Annotated in this window: 18 protein-coding genes; all 18 read right to left on the bottom strand. The window is 50.9% G+C overall.

The window, feature by feature from the left end; all coding sequences use genetic code 11:
- Nucleotide 1 precedes the first annotated feature (1 nt).
- Nucleotides 2-598 (bottom strand): HupE/UreJ family protein, encoded by a 597-nt coding sequence (locus tag VHA_RS14040; RefSeq protein WP_005505412.1) that lies wholly within the window; start codon nt 596-598, stop codon nt 2-4.
- Nucleotides 599-667: 69 nt separating this feature from the next.
- Nucleotides 668-1,732 carry a hydrogenase expression/formation protein HypE gene (gene hypE, locus VHA_RS14035; RefSeq protein WP_005505411.1) on the bottom strand — a complete coding sequence of 355 codons (1,065 nt, stop codon included), beginning with the start codon at nt 1,730-1,732 and terminating at the stop codon, nt 668-670.
- Between the two features lie 15 nt (nt 1,733-1,747).
- Nucleotides 1,748-2,926, bottom strand: coding sequence for a hydrogenase formation protein HypD (gene hypD, locus VHA_RS14030; protein WP_005505410.1), 1,179 nt, complete (start codon nt 2,924-2,926; stop codon nt 1,748-1,750).
- Entirely contained in the window at nt 2,913-3,224 is a 312-nt protein-coding gene (locus VHA_RS14025) for a HypC/HybG/HupF family hydrogenase formation chaperone (RefSeq protein WP_005505409.1), read from the bottom strand. The genes hypD and VHA_RS14025 overlap by 14 nt, the downstream gene beginning before the upstream one ends.
- An 11-nt stretch (nt 3,225-3,235) precedes the next feature.
- The gene (locus tag VHA_RS14020; protein WP_040529035.1) at nt 3,236-4,696 is read right to left on the bottom strand and encodes a sigma-54-dependent transcriptional regulator; all 1,461 of its coding nucleotides are present in this window, start codon (nt 4,694-4,696) and stop codon (nt 3,236-3,238) included.
- A gap of 34 nt (nt 4,697-4,730) precedes the next feature.
- A complete protein-coding gene (gene hypB / locus VHA_RS14015) occupies nt 4,731-5,588 on the bottom strand; it encodes a hydrogenase nickel incorporation protein HypB (RefSeq protein ID WP_005505401.1) in 858 nt (285 codons plus the stop codon).
- Complete coding sequence (gene hypA / locus VHA_RS14010) at nt 5,588-5,929, bottom strand: hydrogenase maturation nickel metallochaperone HypA (RefSeq protein WP_005505394.1); 342 nt, start codon at nt 5,927-5,929, stop codon at nt 5,588-5,590. The genes hypB and hypA overlap by 1 nt, the downstream gene beginning before the upstream one ends.
- A gap of 306 nt (nt 5,930-6,235) precedes the next feature.
- Complete coding sequence (locus VHA_RS14005) at nt 6,236-6,739, bottom strand: Crp/Fnr family transcriptional regulator (protein WP_005505393.1); 504 nt, start codon at nt 6,737-6,739, stop codon at nt 6,236-6,238.
- Nucleotides 6,736-7,287, bottom strand: coding sequence for a hydrogenase maturation protease (locus VHA_RS14000; RefSeq protein WP_005505392.1), 552 nt, complete (start codon nt 7,285-7,287; stop codon nt 6,736-6,738). Before VHA_RS14000 ends, VHA_RS14005 begins: the two co-directional genes overlap by 4 nt.
- Nucleotides 7,271-8,737, bottom strand: a complete 1,467-nt coding sequence (locus tag VHA_RS13995; protein WP_005505390.1) for a Ni/Fe hydrogenase subunit alpha — start codon at nt 8,735-8,737, stop codon at nt 7,271-7,273. Before VHA_RS13995 ends, VHA_RS14000 begins: the two co-directional genes overlap by 17 nt.
- Before the next feature lie 11 nt (nt 8,738-8,748).
- Nucleotides 8,749-9,381: an NADH-quinone oxidoreductase subunit B family protein gene (locus VHA_RS13990; RefSeq protein ID WP_226926524.1), complete on the bottom strand. Its 633-nt coding sequence runs from the start codon at nt 9,379-9,381 to the stop codon at nt 8,749-8,751.
- Complete coding sequence (locus tag VHA_RS13985; protein ID WP_005505387.1) at nt 9,381-10,082, bottom strand: 2Fe-2S iron-sulfur cluster-binding protein; 702 nt, start codon at nt 10,080-10,082, stop codon at nt 9,381-9,383. The genes VHA_RS13990 and VHA_RS13985 overlap by 1 nt, the downstream gene beginning before the upstream one ends.
- Entirely contained in the window at nt 10,079-11,908 is a 1,830-nt protein-coding gene (locus VHA_RS13980; RefSeq protein WP_005505385.1) for an NAD(P)H-dependent oxidoreductase subunit E, read from the bottom strand. Before VHA_RS13980 ends, VHA_RS13985 begins: the two co-directional genes overlap by 4 nt.
- 142 nt (nt 11,909-12,050) lie before the next feature.
- On the bottom strand, nt 12,051-12,980 hold the full coding sequence (locus VHA_RS13975; RefSeq protein ID WP_104439930.1) for an inositol monophosphatase family protein: 930 nt from the start codon (nt 12,978-12,980) through the stop codon (nt 12,051-12,053).
- Nucleotides 12,981-13,208: 228 nt separating this feature from the next.
- Nucleotides 13,209-14,240, bottom strand: coding sequence for a class 1 fructose-bisphosphatase (locus VHA_RS13970; protein WP_005505381.1), 1,032 nt, complete (start codon nt 14,238-14,240; stop codon nt 13,209-13,211).
- A 10-nt stretch (nt 14,241-14,250) separates the two neighbouring features.
- Nucleotides 14,251-15,177, bottom strand: coding sequence for a phosphoribulokinase (locus tag VHA_RS13965; RefSeq protein WP_005505379.1), 927 nt, complete (start codon nt 15,175-15,177; stop codon nt 14,251-14,253).
- Between the two features lie 47 nt (nt 15,178-15,224).
- A complete protein-coding gene (gene fba / locus VHA_RS13960; protein WP_005505377.1) occupies nt 15,225-16,289 on the bottom strand; it encodes a class II fructose-bisphosphate aldolase in 1,065 nt (354 codons plus the stop codon).
- A gap of 34 nt (nt 16,290-16,323) precedes the next feature.
- A complete protein-coding gene (gene tkt / locus VHA_RS13955) occupies nt 16,324-18,426 on the bottom strand; it encodes a transketolase (RefSeq protein WP_005505375.1) in 2,103 nt (700 codons plus the stop codon).
- Nucleotides 18,427-18,467: the final 41 nt, after the last annotated feature.

The following is an 18,467-nucleotide window of genomic DNA, read 5'->3' as shown; positions in this document are numbered from 1 at the left end:
CCTATGACATAATCAATTGGTACACGCCGCTAAACACAATGAGCCCCCCAGAGATGGGCATGACAAAACGGGTGGACTGAAAACGCTCTGCTGTTTTGGCCAACGTTACCCCCACAAAAATAAGCGCGGCGGAAGAGATCAAAAAGCCAGAGAAATAGCCAATAGTGCTCACGGCATATGGCATCTCTGCACCGTGCGCTGCGCCATGTGCCAAGGCAAACAGTGCCGTCAGGGGTAACGTCGCGATCAGGGGAAGAGAGCGTCCTACCACCAGCAAAAATCCGAGCAATAGCACCGAAAGTGCTATACCTGTTTCCACCAGCGGTACATTGACACCAAAGAAAGTCAGTGCGGCACCGAAGGCCATTGTCGCCAAAAAGACAGATGGGATCAGGGAGCCTGCGTTCTTCACACCGATGTTTTTCAGCATGAAAGCCCAGATCCCGATGGCAATCAGTGCAATTGCATGGTCTGCCCCGGTAATTGGGTGGCTTATCCCAGCCAAAAATCCATTGACCTCATGGCCGGTGTGCGCAACAGCGGTAAACGGCGCGGCTGACGCCAGAACAGTTGCAAGTAGATATCCATTACGTTTCATGTTTTCCTTCCTGTTTTCTTTGCGCCTTTCGGCAGCCAATGTCGATTAATTACCTTTAATTGCCTTCCCTCAGCAAATGCGTGGCAGTTGATCCCCGGTCAGCATGTCTATCATTCGCTCACTGCCAAATGCCGTTTTCATCGACACTCCGGCACCTTGTCTTTGGTCACCTGTGGTTTCTATCCGGCCAATCACAGCGGTTGTTTCCGCACCGGGGAACCTTCTCAAAGCCTGAATTGCGCTGTCAGCACATTCCGCAGGGACGATGGCAACAAACTTGCCCTCATTCGCCAGATAAAGCGGATCCAGCCCCAACAGTTCGCATACACCGCGCACTTCCTTCCGGACTGGAATAGCATCATGATCCAATACGATCCTCACATTGCTGCTTTCTGCAAATTCGTTCAGTACCGTGGCAATGCCTCCCCGCGTGGCATCTCGCAGACAGTGAACCGGCGCTACATCAAGCAAGGCTTTCACTTCCGGATACAGAGTCCGGCAGTCTGACTGGATCTGGGTATCGAGCGACAAATCGCCGCGTGATGCCATGATGGTGGCACCGTGATCGCCTACCCATCCGTTAACGATCACCACATCGCCGGGCTGGGCATGATTTGCCCCAACATCGATCTTCGGTGGCACAACGCCGATACCCGACGTGTTAATAAATAGCTTGTCCGCCGCCCCTTTATGAACCACTTTGGTGTCACCGGAAACAATGGCAACACCGGCCTTATCAGCGGCTTGCTTCATACTGGCGAGAATACGCCGCAGCACTTCCAGCGGCAGCCCTTCTTCCAGAATCAGTCCGCACGTCAGGTAAAGTGGCGTTGCCCCACCCATGGCGAGATCATTTACCGTGCCATTAACCGCAAGCGTACCGATATCTCCCCCCGGAAACTCCAGCGGATCGACGACAAAGGAATCTGTGGTCATCGCCAGTCGGTCACCCAGCTTCGTTATATCTGCCAGCCCCAGACGGGCCTGATCTTCCAACGGAGCGAGATGCGGATTGTCAAACACCGCCACAATTTCTTTCTCAACCAGTTCACGCATCGCAATCCCGCCACTGCCGTGTGCCAGCGTAATGCGTTCAATATTTCCATCTATATCAACGTGGCGCGGTAAGGACATAACCACTTTCCTTTCTCAAACGGCGGATGTGTTATCTATCACGGCGATACGGCCCTGACCTTTATCTGGCACGCGAAAACCGTGGTTATAATATGCCGCACATGCGCCTTCAGAAGACACCATTAACGCGCCCATCGGTGCGTGCGGCGTACAAGATTTGCCGTACATGTTGCATTGCCAGGGTTTGATCAGGCCTTTAAGTACGTCACCACACTGACAGGCCTTCGGCTCTTGGGTGTGATGATGAGAAATCTTGAACTTTTTCTCTGCATCCCAGGAAGCATATTCCGGACGAAGCCTGACACCGGCGCCGCCGATTTCGCCAAATCCCCGCAGTTCAGTGACCGGATAGGTGTCATACACATTGTGAATGGCGGCCAGTCCCGGGTCGTTGCCCTGCTTATCAACCACCCGTCGGTATTGGTTTTCCACATCACTTCGCCCTTCAGCGATTTGGGTGACCAGCATCAGGATAGATTGCAAAATATCGAGCGGCTCAAACCCGGTAATTACAATGGGTTTGGCATAGTCGCGGGCAATAAACTGGAAAGGTTCCAGCCCAATCACCATGCTGACGTGGCCCGGCGCGAGAAACCCATCCAGTTTCAAATCCGGTTCGTTCAAAATCGCTTCAATCGTTGGCGCGGTCGTGATGTGATTACAAAACAGGGAGAAGTTATCCAGCCCTTCTTTTTCTGCCTGCAACACCGTCAGTGCGGTACTGGGCATGGTGGTTTCAAACCCTAGGGCGAAAAAAACCACTTCCTTATCAGGATGCTTTCTGGCAAGTGCTAATGCATCCAATGGCGAATACACCATACGGATATCGCTTCCCCGGGCTTTTGCGTCTAGCAGACTACCTTTTTGTCCCGGCACACGCATCGCATCGCCAAAGGTCGTGAAAATCACTTTCGGGTTAACCGCAATTTCTATGCAGTCGTCCACACGTCCCATGGGCAAAACACAAACAGGACATCCCGGCCCGTGCACCATCTCAATGCGATCTGAAAGCAGGCTCTCGATGCCGTATCGGAACAATGTATGGGTATGCCCGCCACAAAACTCCATCAACTGAAGCGGGCGCATCGATTGTCCTTTAGCGCGTCTCTTTTCGATGATATCCAGCTTGACATTGATCGCCTGAAGGACACTCTCAACCACGTATGGGTTACGGAACTCATCAACGTATTTCATGGCTGCCATCCTCCCTGTGTGCGTGATAAGAAGCATGTTCTATGGCTTCCAGCTCTTCCTGCAATTCACCAATTTCAGCCAGAAGCGCGAGTGTTTTTTCTGCTTCTTCACTGTCGATACGACTCATGGCAAACCCCACATGAACCAGTACCCATTCGCCCACACATGCCTTGGGTGTCTGACCATTCAGCACACAGGCAATATTCACAGGACGACGGACGCCGGATATTTCAACGGTGGCAATACAATTGGTGTCGTCTTCGACGCCAATGATCTGTCCGGGAATTCCGAGGCACATGTATTCTCTCCCTACTGAAAGCTAAGCCTGTCTTGATCGAGCCCATAGCGTTCCAGTTTGGCCCGCAGCCCAACACGTGAAAGCCCGAGCTCAAGCGCCGCTTTACTCTTATTCCATTTATGCCGGATAAGGGTTTCTTTAAGGATCTGTGCTTCAAGTAGTTCAACACGATCTTTCAAACTGCCTTCCTCCGACGCCATCAGGCTTTGTTCTGGTATTTCTCCACACACCCCTTTCAGGACGTTAGGTGATAGCAAGTCCGCACCCAACGTTGCTGAATCCGTCATCACCAACATCCGTCTGACTTCGTTTTCCAGCTCCCTGACATTGCCCGGCCAGTGGTAGGCCGACATACAGGCTAATGCTTCCTGGGTAAATCCATCGACGGGTTTGTCATAAGCCACCACATGGTTTTGTAGAATGGCTTTTGCGATGACCGGAATGTCCATGCGCCTGTCTCTTAGCGGCGGAATATGCAGGGGCACCGCCGCAAGACGATAAAAAAGATCTTCCCGGAAGCGGCCTTCCCGAACTTCGTTTGCCAGATTCCGGTTGGTCGCGGAGATAATGCGGACATTAACCTTACGGCTCCGGTTGCTGCCTAGGGGACGCATTTCCCCTTCCTGTAAAAACCGGAGTAGTTTGACCTGAAATTCCAGCGAGGTATCGCCAATTTCGTCAAGAAATACCGTACCGCCATCGGCCTGTTCAAGCAGCCCAATGCGTTCTGTCGTCGCGCCGGTAAATGCGCCCCGTGTGTGACCAAACAGCTCACTTTCGAGCAACTGCACGGGCATTGCACCACAGTTTTCAGTGACAAAGGGTTCGTCTGCCCGGTAACTTGAATAGTGAATAGCCCGGGTGATCAGCTCCTTGCCTGTGCCTGATTCACCCGTCACCAGTACGGGAATATCAAACGGGGCAATTCTCGCCACTTGCTCACAAATTGCTTTTATAGGGCTGTTTGAGGCACAGATAATGTTGTCGAAATGGTGCCGCTTTTTGAGCTCTGCGCGCTTTTGTTTGAGTTTTCCGTCCCATTGCGGCGCAGTCAGCTTCAGTTCAACATTCAGCCGTTCATTTTCCTTTTGCAGATCGTTTAAACGAACCGCATTTTTCAGGGTCAAGAGCAGGTGTTCGGGTTGCCAGGGCTTGGGAATAAAATTGTAGATACCTGCATCATTGATGCCCTGAATCAGGTCGGAAGGATCGGTGTAAGCAGAGATAATCAGGCGGATAACATCCGGCCACTGCTGACGAACTTTGGTAAGGAATTCGGTGCCACTGATACCCGGCATCCGCTGGTCAGAGACAACAACCTGAACCGGAATTTCCGATAATACTTTTTCCGCATCGGCAACATTATCAGCAGTCAGAACCGTAAAGTCCTCTTCCAGCACACGCCGCAATGCCTGTAATGACATCGGTTCATCATCAACCACCAGCACTATGGGTAACCGCGAGATTTGCATCACTCCACCACTTCTTTTCGTGCCAATGTGAGGTTCAGGATGACGATTCATCGGCGAGCACGCTTTCAATCGCCTCGATTTGGTCAAGTAACTTACGTTTCTGGCGTTTCAGCACCAAAGATTTCTGGGCGTTAAGCCAATCCAGCCATGCCGGTACACCTTCCCCTGTCGTGGCGGAAAGTTCGATGATGGTAGCCTGTGGATTGACCATGAGAATGTTTTCCCGGCAAGCGGTCAAATCAAATGCCAGATGCGGAAGCAGATCGATTTTATTTAAGATGACCAGTTCAGCTGCAGCAAACATATCTGGGTATTTCAGTGGCTTATCTTCCCCTTCAGTCACCGAAAGGATGGCAACCTTGCAGTGCTCGCCGAGATCAAACGCTGCCGGACAAACCAGATTACCTACGTTTTCGATAAACAACGTGCCCTGCTTTTCTAACGCCAGATCCTTCACTGCGTGACCTACCATGTGCGCATCCAAATGACACCCTTTCCCTGTATTGACCTGAATAGCCGGTACACCGGTTGCGCGGATCCTTTCTGCATCATTGGTGGTTTGTTGGTCGCCTTCAATCACAGCAATGGAAACGGTTTTTTTCAACAGCTCAAGGGTATTCACCAATAACGTCGTTTTACCGGAGCCGGGGCTGGAAACCAGATTTAATACCAGCTGTCCATTTGAGGCGAAATGCTCCCGGTTTTCTGCCGCATAGCGATCATTATGGGCCAGAATATTTTGTTCGATGCTCACCAGGCGGGACTGACTTAAGCCAGGAACATGGGCACCGGCGTCACCTTCTCCATAATGGTGGTGCTGCCCCTTGTGCTCATGTTTATGTTCATGATGATTTTCAATTTTGCTGCCACTGCAACCACAGATCGTACACATTACTCGACCTCCACTTCGGCTATTCGCATCTCATCACCGGCTGATAATGTCAGCCCATGATTTCCACAATTCAGGCAAGGTGAATAGCGCGCTTCCATCTCCGTTGCACTCTGGCATTTTTCGCACCAACCACGACCCGGGATCAGGTTAATTTCCAGTTTGGCCTCTTCTGCCAAGGTTCCCATTGCGACAACAGGAAAGCAGAAACGTAGGGCTTCCAACTCGACACCAGCAAACTGTCCAATATCCAAACGGAGTGTCAGCACCCGTGAAAACTGATGAGCCTCAGCCTGTGACTTCAAGTTGGTGACAATGCTTTCGCAGATCGACAATTCGTGCATACTGCCTTTCCCTCGTTATGCAAAGAATCTTCCCCTGCTTCTTCTGATATCAGAGCAGGTTGTGTGCCAAGCATTGGAAGTCTGGAAAATTTAACGGTAAAGCCAGTATTCACGAGGCTCTGAAGTAACCTTATTGAAACTAGGTATATACGATGGGATAACAAAATGCGTAGTGATTGAAAGGTTATTTTCCAAAATTCTCATTTACTGGAAACTTACTAATCAGTATGTACCTCCCCCAGCATAAAAAAATCCCCTCTTCGACTTCGCTTGGAGGGGATAACCGGAAGGCAATATCTATCTGTCTTAAAAGCGTCCTTTACCTCCTGTGGCTATATAATCAGCAAGCTCGGCCTGTTGCTGGCCAATGGCGGTGACCGTATGGTGAACACGTTTCACAACTGCCCGCATAAAATCGAACACCAGTGTTGGGTGCGTAGTGATCAATGGGTCGATATCTTCCCGGTTAAAGCAAAGCACGCTTGAAACACCCAATGCCTGAACCGAAATACTCCGGGGTTCCCCATCAATAAAACTCAGTTCGCCAATCAGATCACCTTGGTGCAAGGTGTGCAGAAGGTTAATCTTGCCGGTATTTTTGTTTTCGCGGCACATTGCCAGTCTGCCGGAGTTGACGATATAAAAGCTGTTCGCAGCATCACCAACCCGGTAAAGGAATTCACCATCTTGCAGTGTGATTTCTGTTGCCGCCTGCTGCGCCAGAACCTTAGCGCCATCCTCGCCGATATATTGTCCAATCGGCGCTTCCATGATCAGGCGGACGATGTTTGTTTGGTCGGGTTTGTTCATGTCGTTATCCTTGTGCATTCAATAGATTTGGTCATCGGCGAGTCGATAGCATTTGAGGAGGCTGTCGCACTGTACGGGGTTTCAACGATGCCCTCAGACAAAACGCTCGACAGTGCCAGTTTGAGATTGTTGTCAGCCTCTGGCGTCAATCCGAGAGACAAATCCCACTGCGTGCCTTTTATTGTCAGTAACCAGACATCTGGAAAGGCCTGATAGCACTGTTGGCACATGGCGACAATGGACTGTACCGAGATAGCATGGGATGTAAAGCTGTCATCAAGCCGTGGTTCCACCCGTTCCACTTTGAACTGTGACGTTGTCACACTCTTAGTGGCATCAACAAACAACACCCGTTGATGACGGCGGATAAGATCCACATCTTCAAAAAACAGTTGGTAGTGCCGTACCAATTTGGCGTCAGTCTCTCCCAAGGCTTCGATGGCATCAATAAATGCCCAGCCCAAGCCATCATCTTCCCTACCCACATTACCAATGCCATAGATCAGGCCGAAGTCGTGCAAATGGAGAGGCTTATCTGAATTTTTCATCGAGCACGCGTCCTTTAGCATCGAGCAAAGAAATATGCAGCGGCATCTGTCCCATGGCATGGGTAGCGCAACTCAGACAAGGGTCGTAAGCACGAATCCCCACTTCTATCGCATTCATCATGCCTTCGGTGATCTCCGCTTTGCCTGAAATCCAGTCTTGCGCGACAGATTGCACAGTGCGGTTTATCACCTTGTTGTTCTGGGTGGTTGAAACGATCAGATTGGCAAACGTCATGTTGCCTGCTTCGTCTGCCCGGTAATGATGTAAAAGCGTGCCGCGCGGCGCTTCCACCACACCAACCCCCTCGCCTGTCCACGCGCTTTTCTCTGGCGTGATGATCAGATTTTGACCTTGAAGATCCGGGTCGTTTAACAGTTCTTTGATCAGTTCTGCGGAATGGAGGATTTCTATCGCCCGTGCCCAGTTAGTGTGCAGGGTCATGTTGTTCGCCTTGCCTTTGGTGTAATCGTGGAAACGTTCGAGGGCTTCCTGTGCCAGAGGGGTGTTGTAGCGGCGGGTCACATTCAAACGGGCCAGCGGGCCTACACGCACTGAGCCAGCCTCCCTCCCCAAGGCTTTCAGGTAAGGGAATTTCATGTAGCTCCATGCTTCTGTCGCTTCGGCAAAATGATCAAGATAATCGTGGTAATCGGTTTCCAGCACGATTTGCTTGTTTTCGTCTACGATGCGTATTTTGCCGTGGTAATAATCCACATCGCCGTTTTCATCGACCAGACACATATCCAGTGCGTTCACGACACCAAAATTATCGATTTCGTCACGATGCTTCTCGTGGTAGTCATAAAACAGGTTCAGGGCATCCTGGGCATAATCGATGACTTCATCAATGGAAAGCAGGTCATCGTTGCCTTTCAGGAACTTATCGCGTTCTGCAATACTGAGATTGTTGTTTACACCACCTGGCACTGAGCTGATGCCGTGCATACGCTTACCGAGCACCGAAACAATCAGTTCCTGCCCCCATTTGCGAAGCTGGATAACACGCTTCACCAATTCAGGGTTGGCTTCCGCAAGCCCCAAAATGTTTCGCTTCTCTGGCGCAGACTCAATACCAAACACCATTTCCGGTGCAATCAGGTAGAAATACGCGGTGACATGGGATTGAAGCTGCTGGGCATAGTGACCCAGACGCCGGATTTTCTCCGGTGTAGGCAGCATTTGAATGCCGTCTTTTAACCCTACGCCGACCATGTCATCCAGCGCTTTTGCCCCACAAAGGTGGTGACTGACAAAGCAAATGCCACAAATACGTTGCAACAACATGGGCGCTTCCCAGTAAGGGTGCCCCTGAATAAAGCGCTCAAACCCACGAAACTCGATAACCTGCAACCTGGCGTCGGTCACCCGGTTGTTGTCGTCCAGTTGCAGTGTGACTTTGCCATGTCCTTCTATCCGTGTAACCGGGTCAATGACCAATGTTTTACTCATGATCTTTTTCCTTAATCGTATCGGTTAACCGAGGTTGGCAAGTCCACCTCGCGTCCATTCACCAAGTCATCCAGCACCTTGAAAATCGCATCCCCATCCGGTGGGCAGCCGGGAATGAAATAGTCCATCTTCACGACTTCATGGGCGGGATATACTTTGGTGGTGATTTTGGGAACGTCAACATGGGGAATGACATTGTCAGAGCCGGCTGGACGTGTGACTGACGATATGTAGGCTTCATCCAGACACTCAGTCAGGGACACCTGATTTCGCATGGCTGGAACCCCTCCCCAAACGGCACAGGCCCCGACAGAAATCAGGATGTCGCAGTTCTCACGGAAGTGCTCCAGCGTTTCAATGTTTTCATCATTGGCAACCCCCCCTTCAATAAAGCCGATGGTGCAGCGTTCCGGGATCCGTTTTACATCGGTGATAGACGATCGGGTGATGGTGACTTTGTCCAACAACCCAAGAATACGTTCATCCATGTCGAGAAATGACAGAGTGCAGCCCCAACAGCCGCAAAGGCCTATCATGGCCACTTTGATTTTTCCTTCCCGTAATTGCTCGGTGTCGCGATCCAGTGGCGTGCGTGGCAATTCGTGGGAAAATAGGCGTTGACCATCCATTGAACTCAAACTCATTAGGTGTCCCTCCCTGTTACACGGTCACGTACTGACGCAATATCGAACTTGCGTCGTCCAATTGGCGCATCAAATCCCACGGCTTTTTTCAAAATGCAGCCGACGGGGCAAAGCGTCATCGCTTCCGTCACCTGTTCGTCGCTCATCCTGTCAGCCAACACAACATCAATCTCAATGCGGGCTTTCGCGCCACGTCCGTTAATGTTGAAAATTTTCTGTCCGGTTTGTTCATCCCGGACAAACTCCACACAGCGCTGGCAGAAAATACACCTGTCACGCTCCAGCCAGATTTTTTCTGACCGGAAGTCGGCCTCCGTTACCGGGAAACGATATGGGAAGCGGGAAACCATCATGCCGGCTTCATAGCCCACCGCCTGGAGATCGCAACGACCGCTTTTTTCGCAACTTGGGCAGTTATGTTTGCCTTCCACAAACAGCATCTCAATCAATGCCTTGCGAATATTTTTGGTTTCAGGTTCATCGACTTCCACCTCCATGCCGTCAGAAACTGGCACAGTACACGCCGCCGCATTGTTTCCATTTACCTTACAGGTGCAGACACGGCAGGTTCCCAAACAAGGCTTTCCACGCTGGTAACACAGCGTGGGGATATACACCCCGTTATCCGCAGCCACATCCACCAGCATCTGGTTCTCTTTTGCGGTGACTTCCTTTCCATCAATGGTTAACGTAATACTCATTTCGATACCTCCGCAGTATGGGAACCTTCTCCCAGAAGGGTTTCCGTCGCGACCGTAAATTCATGCAGTGCCGCATTCAGGTCAAAAGATGCCAATAGCGGCCCATGCTGTGTAACCAGCTTCTGCTTGTATTCTTCGGGAAAAGCCTGCATTGACGTGATAATAGGCTTGGGAGACGTGGTACCAAGACCACAACGGCTTGAGCCACGGATGATGTTAGCCCACTCAACGATCTCATCCAGATCCTGCTCAACCGCACGCCCTTCGATGATGAGGGATACTTTGTTGTAGAGCTCGACATTCCCCGCCCGACAAGGTGTACAGATGCCGCAGGACTCTTCCATGAAGAAGTGGATGAAGCGCCTGACGATTTCCAGCAGATTGCGTTCATAGCTGAACACCATCAACGAGCCATTACAGGAAAGATCTTTGTAGGAAAACACGCGGTTGCCGTCTTTTGCTGCCGAGACACATTCACCGGATGGCCCACTGATTTGTGCCACTCTGGGGTTTCGAGCCCCGACAAGCTCCAGCACATCTTTGAGGCTGATCCCCCATTCGATTTCATAGATACCCGGTTTTTCGACATCACCGGAAACGCTGATAAGCCGTGTACCCGCAGATTCTGCCGTGCCCATGGATTCATACCAACGCGCCCCTTTTTCAAAGATCCTTGCCACGTTTGCCAGAGTTTCCACGTTATTTACCGCTGTCGGGCAGCCCATAAACCCCTGGTGCACGGGGAAAGGCGGTTTTACTCTCGGCGTGCCACGTTTCCCTTCGCAGGACTCAATCAACGCCGACTCGTCACCACAAATGTATGCGCCGGCACCGAGTTGGATCCGGATATCAAAACTGAACTTGTCGTTACCGCCAATCTTGGCCCCCAGAAGGTTGCGTTCCCTGAGTGAATTGAGCGTTTTCTCAAGATAGTCAACCAGGTAACGGTACTCATAACGGAGATAGAGGATCCCTTCCCGCGCACCGATGGCGTAACCGGCGATGATCATGCCCGCAAACACCTGCTCCGGGCTTTCTGTCAATATCACTCGGTCTTTAAAGGTGCCTGGTTCCCCTTCATCGGCATTGCAGATAACGTATTTGGTGTCGCCAGCGGCATCATGGCACAGTCGCCATTTCAATCCTGCTGAAAACCCTGCACCCCCGCGCCCACGTAGCTTTGAGGTGCTGGTTGCATCGATAACTTCCATTGGAACTAATGTGACAGCGTCACGTATAACACGTTCAACATCGACCGGATCGCCAAAAAATATCGGGCCTGATTGACGAACATGAGATGCCAGAATGGCATTCAAATACGCTTTATCTTGGGTTGAATGTCCTTTGGGATTGGCCAGAGCCTGCGGAGAGACTCCGGCTTTCAATGCGACAACAAGAGTTTGGACTTTGTCCGGCGTAAGATGGGTAAAAGGAATACCATCGACCAGCATTGCGGGTTCCTGATCCGACAAGCCAATACATTGGGTATCATAAAGGCCAAACTCGCCGTTTTCGGTCACTTCACCAAACGCACAGCCTATCGCTTCTTCCAGTGCGGCTTTGACCTCTTCATAACCTTTCATCCGGGCTATCACCGTGTCCGCGAGATAAATGGTGTGCTTTCCGGCTGGCTGGTCATGGAGAAAATGGTAGAAAGAAATGGTCTCCCTGACATCCAGTGGTGAAAGGTTCAGGCCAGATGCGAGGACATTCACGGATGAATCCGAGATGTATCCCTCCGTTTCCTGTAGCGCTATCAGCATGTCTAACAGCCGTTCCCGGCGATGCAGATAACGAGCCATGATGGCATCTACGTTATTGCTCATTGCTTACTCCTTTATGCTTCTTCCTGATGCTGCGTAAGGTCTACAACGTCAGCGTGAGCGGATTCTGGGCAAGGCATCCCCTACCCAATGCATTTCGGGCTTATTCCGTGTTTGTTATTGTGGTTATGAGGTGCGATTGGCCCTATCCAGGGTCGAAAAAGCGAACAGTACTTGCCTGGTCAGACTGCGTAGTGACTGGAAAATAAGGTTCGAGCCAATCCCGCCATTGGGTATAAAGCGCAGGGTGCGAGGCGGCCACCACGGTCTGGGCCTCCATGGTGTTATCAAATATCGGCTGACCACAGAATGTGCCTGACATGCCTCCGGCTTCTTTCAATATCAGACACCCTGCGGTGTAATCCCAAAGCTTCTGGTTACCGTGTAGGTATAACTGACAACGGTTGGCTGCAATCCAGCACCAATCCAATGCGCTGGCACCGAAACTGCGTTGTGAACGGTAGGGTTGCTGCACAACGAGGTTTGACGCTATTTCATCTGGCAGCCGCTTAAAATCGACAAGCGCCATCGCACTTTTCAGGTTGGCTGGCGCTTTCAAGTCAGTGCAATCGAGTATAGTGCCATTGAGAAATGCGCCGTGACCCTCTGCCGCATAAAAGCACTCATCGCGAACAGGGTCATACACCATACCAATACAGATTTCTCCCTTATAAACCAGTGACAGTGAGGTACAGAAGTAAGGAATACCAAAGGCAAAATTACTCGTACCATCGATGGGATCGAGCACCCAGAAGGGCTGTTTATCCGCATTAAAAATCGACAGCTGCAGGCTTTGGGATTGTTCTTCTCCCAGCACAGGGATATTCGGCCAGTAGGTTTGTAGCGCATCTATCATGCGCTTTTGCATCTCGGTATCTGCGATGGTGAGAATGTCACGGTTGGTTTTGTAGCTGATCTCTGACTCCCCCAATCCGCTGCGGAACCGGGGTAACACTGCTTTTATGGCCGCGCTCCTGACGATATCGAATAGCAAAGATCTCACATCTTCGCCTGACATTTTCAGCAAGGTATATAACGTCAACGCTGCGGCCATCTGTGAGGATTCTCCCTTCATTGATACTGCCCTCCATTGTGATATAGCAATCGTGATGCCAGTTGTTGCCATCTTGTTAACTCATTTGGTTTCAATGTCTTACGATGTATCAGCAAGTCACTAAAGAATAACAGGCGTCAACAGGTATCCGATTTAGGTAAAAAGTGGTTAGTCAGTTTCCATTAAAAAAATGACCCACATTTGCGGGCCACTGGTTGTAGGGTTGATCGTGCTTTATTGCGCGAGAATTTATGCAGTTTCACGCTGCTCTTTATCCATCGTCAGGTGATAACGTTCTACCCGTTCAACTTCCTCCCGGGCGCCGATGATCACGGGAATGCGTTGGTGAAGACGGTGAGGCGTCACTGACAGGATCCTTTCCCTTCCCGTAGAGGCAACGCCACCTGCCTGTTCGATAATGAAGCTCATCGGGTTGGCTTCGTACAGAAGGCGCAACCGCCCTTCTTTGACGTTTTCCCGGCTGTCCTTCGGGTACAGGAAAATGCCTCCCCGCATCAGGATACGGTGAACTTCGGCTACCATGGATGCCACCCAGCGGGTATTGAAGTCACGCCCCCTGGGGCCTTCTTTACCTGCCACCACTTCATCGATGTAACGCTTAACCGCAGGCTCCCAGTGACGCTGGTTTGACATATTGATCGCGAATTCACTGGTTTTCTCAGGGATTGTCAGCTTGGGATGGGTCAAAATAAACTCGCCGATGTCCCTGTCCAGCGTGAAACCATTGACACCCTGGCCTGTTGTGAGCACCAAATTGGTTGCTGGGCCATAAAGGACATAGCCAGCACACACTTGCTTCGCTCCCGGCTGCAAAAAATCATCTTCCGTGGGTTCTGTGACACCGGGTGGGCAGCGCAGAATTGAGAAAATGGTGCCGATAGAGACATTCACCTCAGTGTTAGAAGAGCCATCCAGTGGATCAAATACCAGCAGGTATTTCCCCTTTGGAAAACGGGCTGGGACAGGATAGATGTCTTCCATTTCTTCTGATGCCATGCCACTAAGGTGCCCTGACCACTCCAGCGCATGGATCAAAATTTCATTGGAAATCACATCCAACTTCTTCTGGGTTTCCCCTTGTATGTTTTCGGTTTCTGCTGACCCCAACACGTTGATCAACTGACCACGACTGACATCATCAGCGATCTCTTTGCACGCCGTAACGATAGCACTGAGTAACAATGTGAAGTCTCCCGTTGCTTCGGGAAGCTTTCGTAAATCTTCGATAATAAGTCGGGTAAAGGTTGTCCCTGTTCTCATGATCTTCTCCTTACAACGCCGGTACACGCTTCGAAAAGCGATCATGAGTGGTTTCAACACTCACGCGGTTGGAACCATGCAATACCAACTCTTCAATCAGCGGTTGCATGATTAGCTCCATCGCAAACCCCATCTTGCCGCCAGGCACCACGATGTTGTTACGACGCGACATAAACGACCCATGGATCATGTTAAGCAAATACTGAAAATCGACCCCGGTTTTCTTGGGATCACGGAAGCGGATCACCACCATACTTTCATCCAGTGTCGGAATATCCCGCGAGATGAAAGGATTCGAGGTATCCACCATGGGCACGCGTTGGAAATTAATGTCAGTCAGCGAAAACTGGGGGGTGATGTAGTGAACGTAATCGTGCATACGGCGCAATATGGTGTCTGTTACCGCTGCACGGCTGTAGCCGCGTACATTGGTGTCACGGTGGATTTTCTGAATCCACTCCAGGTTGACGATCGGTACTACCCCAATGAGCAAATCAACATATTGGGCAACATTGCTGTTTGGTGTCACTACCCCGCCATGCAAGCCTTCATAGAATAAGAGATCCGATCCTTCAGTGATCGGTGACCATTGGGTAAAGGTGCCGGTTTTTGCATTGTGAAGCCGCGCTTCTTCTTCGTTGTGGATATAGTAACGACGCAGTGCGGTGCCAGTTTCAGCATAGGCGCGAAATGTTTTCTCCAGCTCGCTGAAATCATTCCCTTCGGGGCCGAAATGGCTCAGGTTTTTCCCCTTTTCCTGTGCACGCTTCAGGCGTTCGCGCATCTCCATACGATCATATTTGTGGTAACTGTCGCCTTCAATCACCACAGCATTAAATTGGTTGCGGCGAAAGATTTGCTCCATCGCGTTCTTAACCGTTGACGTTCCCGCGCCCGATGAGCCGGTAACGGCAACAATAGGATGTTTTACTGACATATGTGTTCTCCTTCAGATGAAATGCGATAGTAGAATTCAGATCGGTTTCATCTGACGGCTGGATCAAGTTCACCTGTCGCATAGCGCGCAGACATTGCCTCGAGACTGATCGGTGTAATCTTTGATGCCATCCCCGCACAACCAAATGCGTCATATCGCTCTTTGCACAGGGTTTCCATCGCTTTTGTTGCAGCACTGAGGAACTTTCGTGGGTCAAAGTTACTGGGATTCTGCGCCAGGAAACGACGCACAGCTCCAGTACTTGCCATCCGCAAATCGGTATCTATATTGACCTTGCGGACACCGTGACGGATCCCTTCCACGATTTCCTCAACAGGCACGCCATAGGTTTCACCCATGTCTCCGCCATACTCATTAATGATCTGCAGCCAATCCTGTGGCACCGAAGAAGAACCGTGCATAACCAGATGGGTATCCGGGATCCGGTTGTGGATTGCCTTAATTCGCTCGATAGCCAGAATCTCACCTGTAGGGGGGCGGGTAAACTTGTAAGCACCGTGGCTGGTACCGATCGCAATGGCCAACGCATCAACGCCAGTTTGTTTCACAAACAGCGCCGCCTCTTCGGGATCTGTCAGAAGCTGATCGTGACGCAACACACCTTCGGCGCCTGAACCATCCTCTTCGCCGGCAGTGCCAGTTTCCAGCGACCCCAGACATCCAAGTTCACCTTCAACAGACACACCGCCAGCGTGGGACATCTCTACCACTTTTGCAGTGACATCGCAGTTGTATCCATAACTCGCGGGGGTTTTCATATCTTCATGAAGCGAGCCATCCATCATCACAGACGTAAAACCTTGCTGGATAGACTGGAGGCATACTGCAGGTGAAGCACCATGATCCTGATGTACCACAACAGGAATCGACGGCCATTGTTCGACAGAAGCCAGCATCAGGTGGCGCAGGAATGCCGCACCGGCATACGTACGGGCACCCGCAGAAGCCTGAAGGATCACTGGGCTGTCACTGGCCGCAGCCGCCCCCATAATGGCGTGAACTTGTTCCATGTTGTTCACGTTGAACGCGGGAACGCCATATCCATGTTCTGCTGCGTGGTCCAGCAACTGCCTTAAACTGATAAGAGCCATAACTTTCTCCTTGCATATCAATTAATCAATGTCGTTACCGCGCTGACGGGCTGTTTTGTTTGATCAGGCATTCCGCCTGTTTCACGATGTTTTCTGCCGTCAGGCCAAAGTGTGCATAAAGTTCCGGTGCAGGCGCAGATCCTCCAAAGGTGTCAATACCCATTGCCAGTCCCTCTGTGCCAATAAATTTGTGCCAGCCCAGAGTGGCGCCTGCCTCAATGGATACCCGGTTTTTAACCGAGGGGGGCAGCACGCTGTCTTTGTAGGGCTTCGGCTGATTGTCAAACGCTTCCACACACGGCATTGAAACCACGCGGGTTCGGATATTTTTTCGGTTCAGCAACATGGCAGCGTCGGTCGCAAGTTCAACTTCCGAGCCTGTTGCAATCAGGATCAGATCCGGATCATCGCCAAGATGCCCCTCATGCTCCCGAAGTACGTATCCTCCCCGCTCGATAAGCGGCAATTGGTCCGCTCGCCTCAGCTGATAAGCCAACTTTTGGCGGGAGAAAATCAGGATGTGCGGGCCGGATTTATCCTCAATCGCCTTTTTCCATGCCACCGCGGTTTCTACGCCATCACAAGGACGCCACACCGTTACATTCGGCATGGCACGAAAGCTGGAAAGGTGTTCAACCGGCTGGTGGGTTGGACCATCTTCGCCCAACCCAATGGAGTCATGGGTGAAGACATAAATAGCGTGAAGATGGGAAAGCGCAGCAACGCGAATGGCATTTCTTGCGTAGTCAGAAAACACCAGGAAGGTTGCACAGTATGGGATGAAACCGCCATGCAGCCCCAAACCGTTCACTATCGCACTCATTCCGAATTCACGTACGCCGAAACGAATATAATTCCCTTCGGGCGAGTTGGCATTGTTGTCTCTGGCACCTTGCCAGAATGTATTGTTGGAGGGGCTGAGATCCGCCGAGCCACCAATCAGTTCAGGGAGCAGCGGACCAAAGGTATTGAGTGCCTGCTGTGAGGCCTGTCGGCTGGCGATGCTTTGCGCCTGCAACGCTGTTTTTTTCACGTATTGATCCGCATCGCTATACCATGTGGCAGGGAGAATGCCTTCGGTTCTTCGCAAAAATTCAGCGGCTAAAACCGGATACTGTTCAGCGTAAGCTGTGAATGTGGTGGTCCAGAGGTTTTCCCGTAACGCCCCCTGCTCTTTGTCGTCCCAGTAGGTTTTGATTTTGGCCGGGATCTCAAAAGGATCGTGGTTCCAGTGAAGTGCTTTTCGCGTTCTTTCCGCCTCTTCTTCACCTAACGGCGCACCATGTACATCATGACTCCCGGCTTTTTTCGGCGAACCTTGGCCAATGACGGTTTTGCAGCAGATCAGGGTTGGTTTGCCTACGCCCGAACGTGCGTCCATGATGGCTTCCCTGATCGCGTAGTGATCATGACCATCCACATTATCAATCACGTTCCAGCCATAAGATCGAAATCGCTGTGGCGTATCGTCGGTCAACCAACCTTCAACATTCCCATCAATTGAGATGCCATTGTCATCATAAAAAGCAATCAGTTTTGACAGCTTCAGCGTACCCGCCAGTGAACAGACCTCATGGGAAATCCCTTCCATCAAGCAGCCATCACCCAAAAAGACATAGGTGTAATGATCAACAATGTCGAAACCGGGTCGGTTAAACTGGGCTGCCAGTGTTTTCTCTGCCAATGCCATGCCGACAGCATTTGCCAACCCTTGCCCTAAAGGGCCAGTTGTTGTTTCTACCCCTGGTGTTACACCAAACTCTGGGTGCCCTGGTGTTTTACTTCCCAGCTGTCTGAAGCTTTTCAGATCGTCGATAGACACCGCGTAACCGGTGAGGTTTAACAGGCTGTATATCAGGCAAGAGGCGTGACCATTGGAGAGGACAAATCGATCACGGTTACACCAGTCTGGATTGTTGGGGTTATGTTTGAGGAATTCGCGCCACAATACTGTTGCGATGTCAGCCATGCCCATGGGAGCGCCCGGGTGGCCAGAGTTCGCTTTTTGAACCATATCGACGGCCAGCATTCTCAATGCATTGGCGCAGTCGTTGTGAATATCTGACGATACCGGAGGATGGTGATAACTGGCTTCAACCGCTTTATATTTCTCAGAAATATCACTTATTTTACTCATAAACTATTCCCTATTTTGTTTAATCTTCCAATAATTTCGTG

This window comes from Grimontia hollisae CIP 101886 (assembly GCF_000176515.1).
GTDB lineage: Bacteria > Pseudomonadota > Gammaproteobacteria > Enterobacterales > Vibrionaceae > Enterovibrio > Enterovibrio hollisae.
This window is presented reverse-complemented; position numbering and strand designations above follow the sequence as displayed.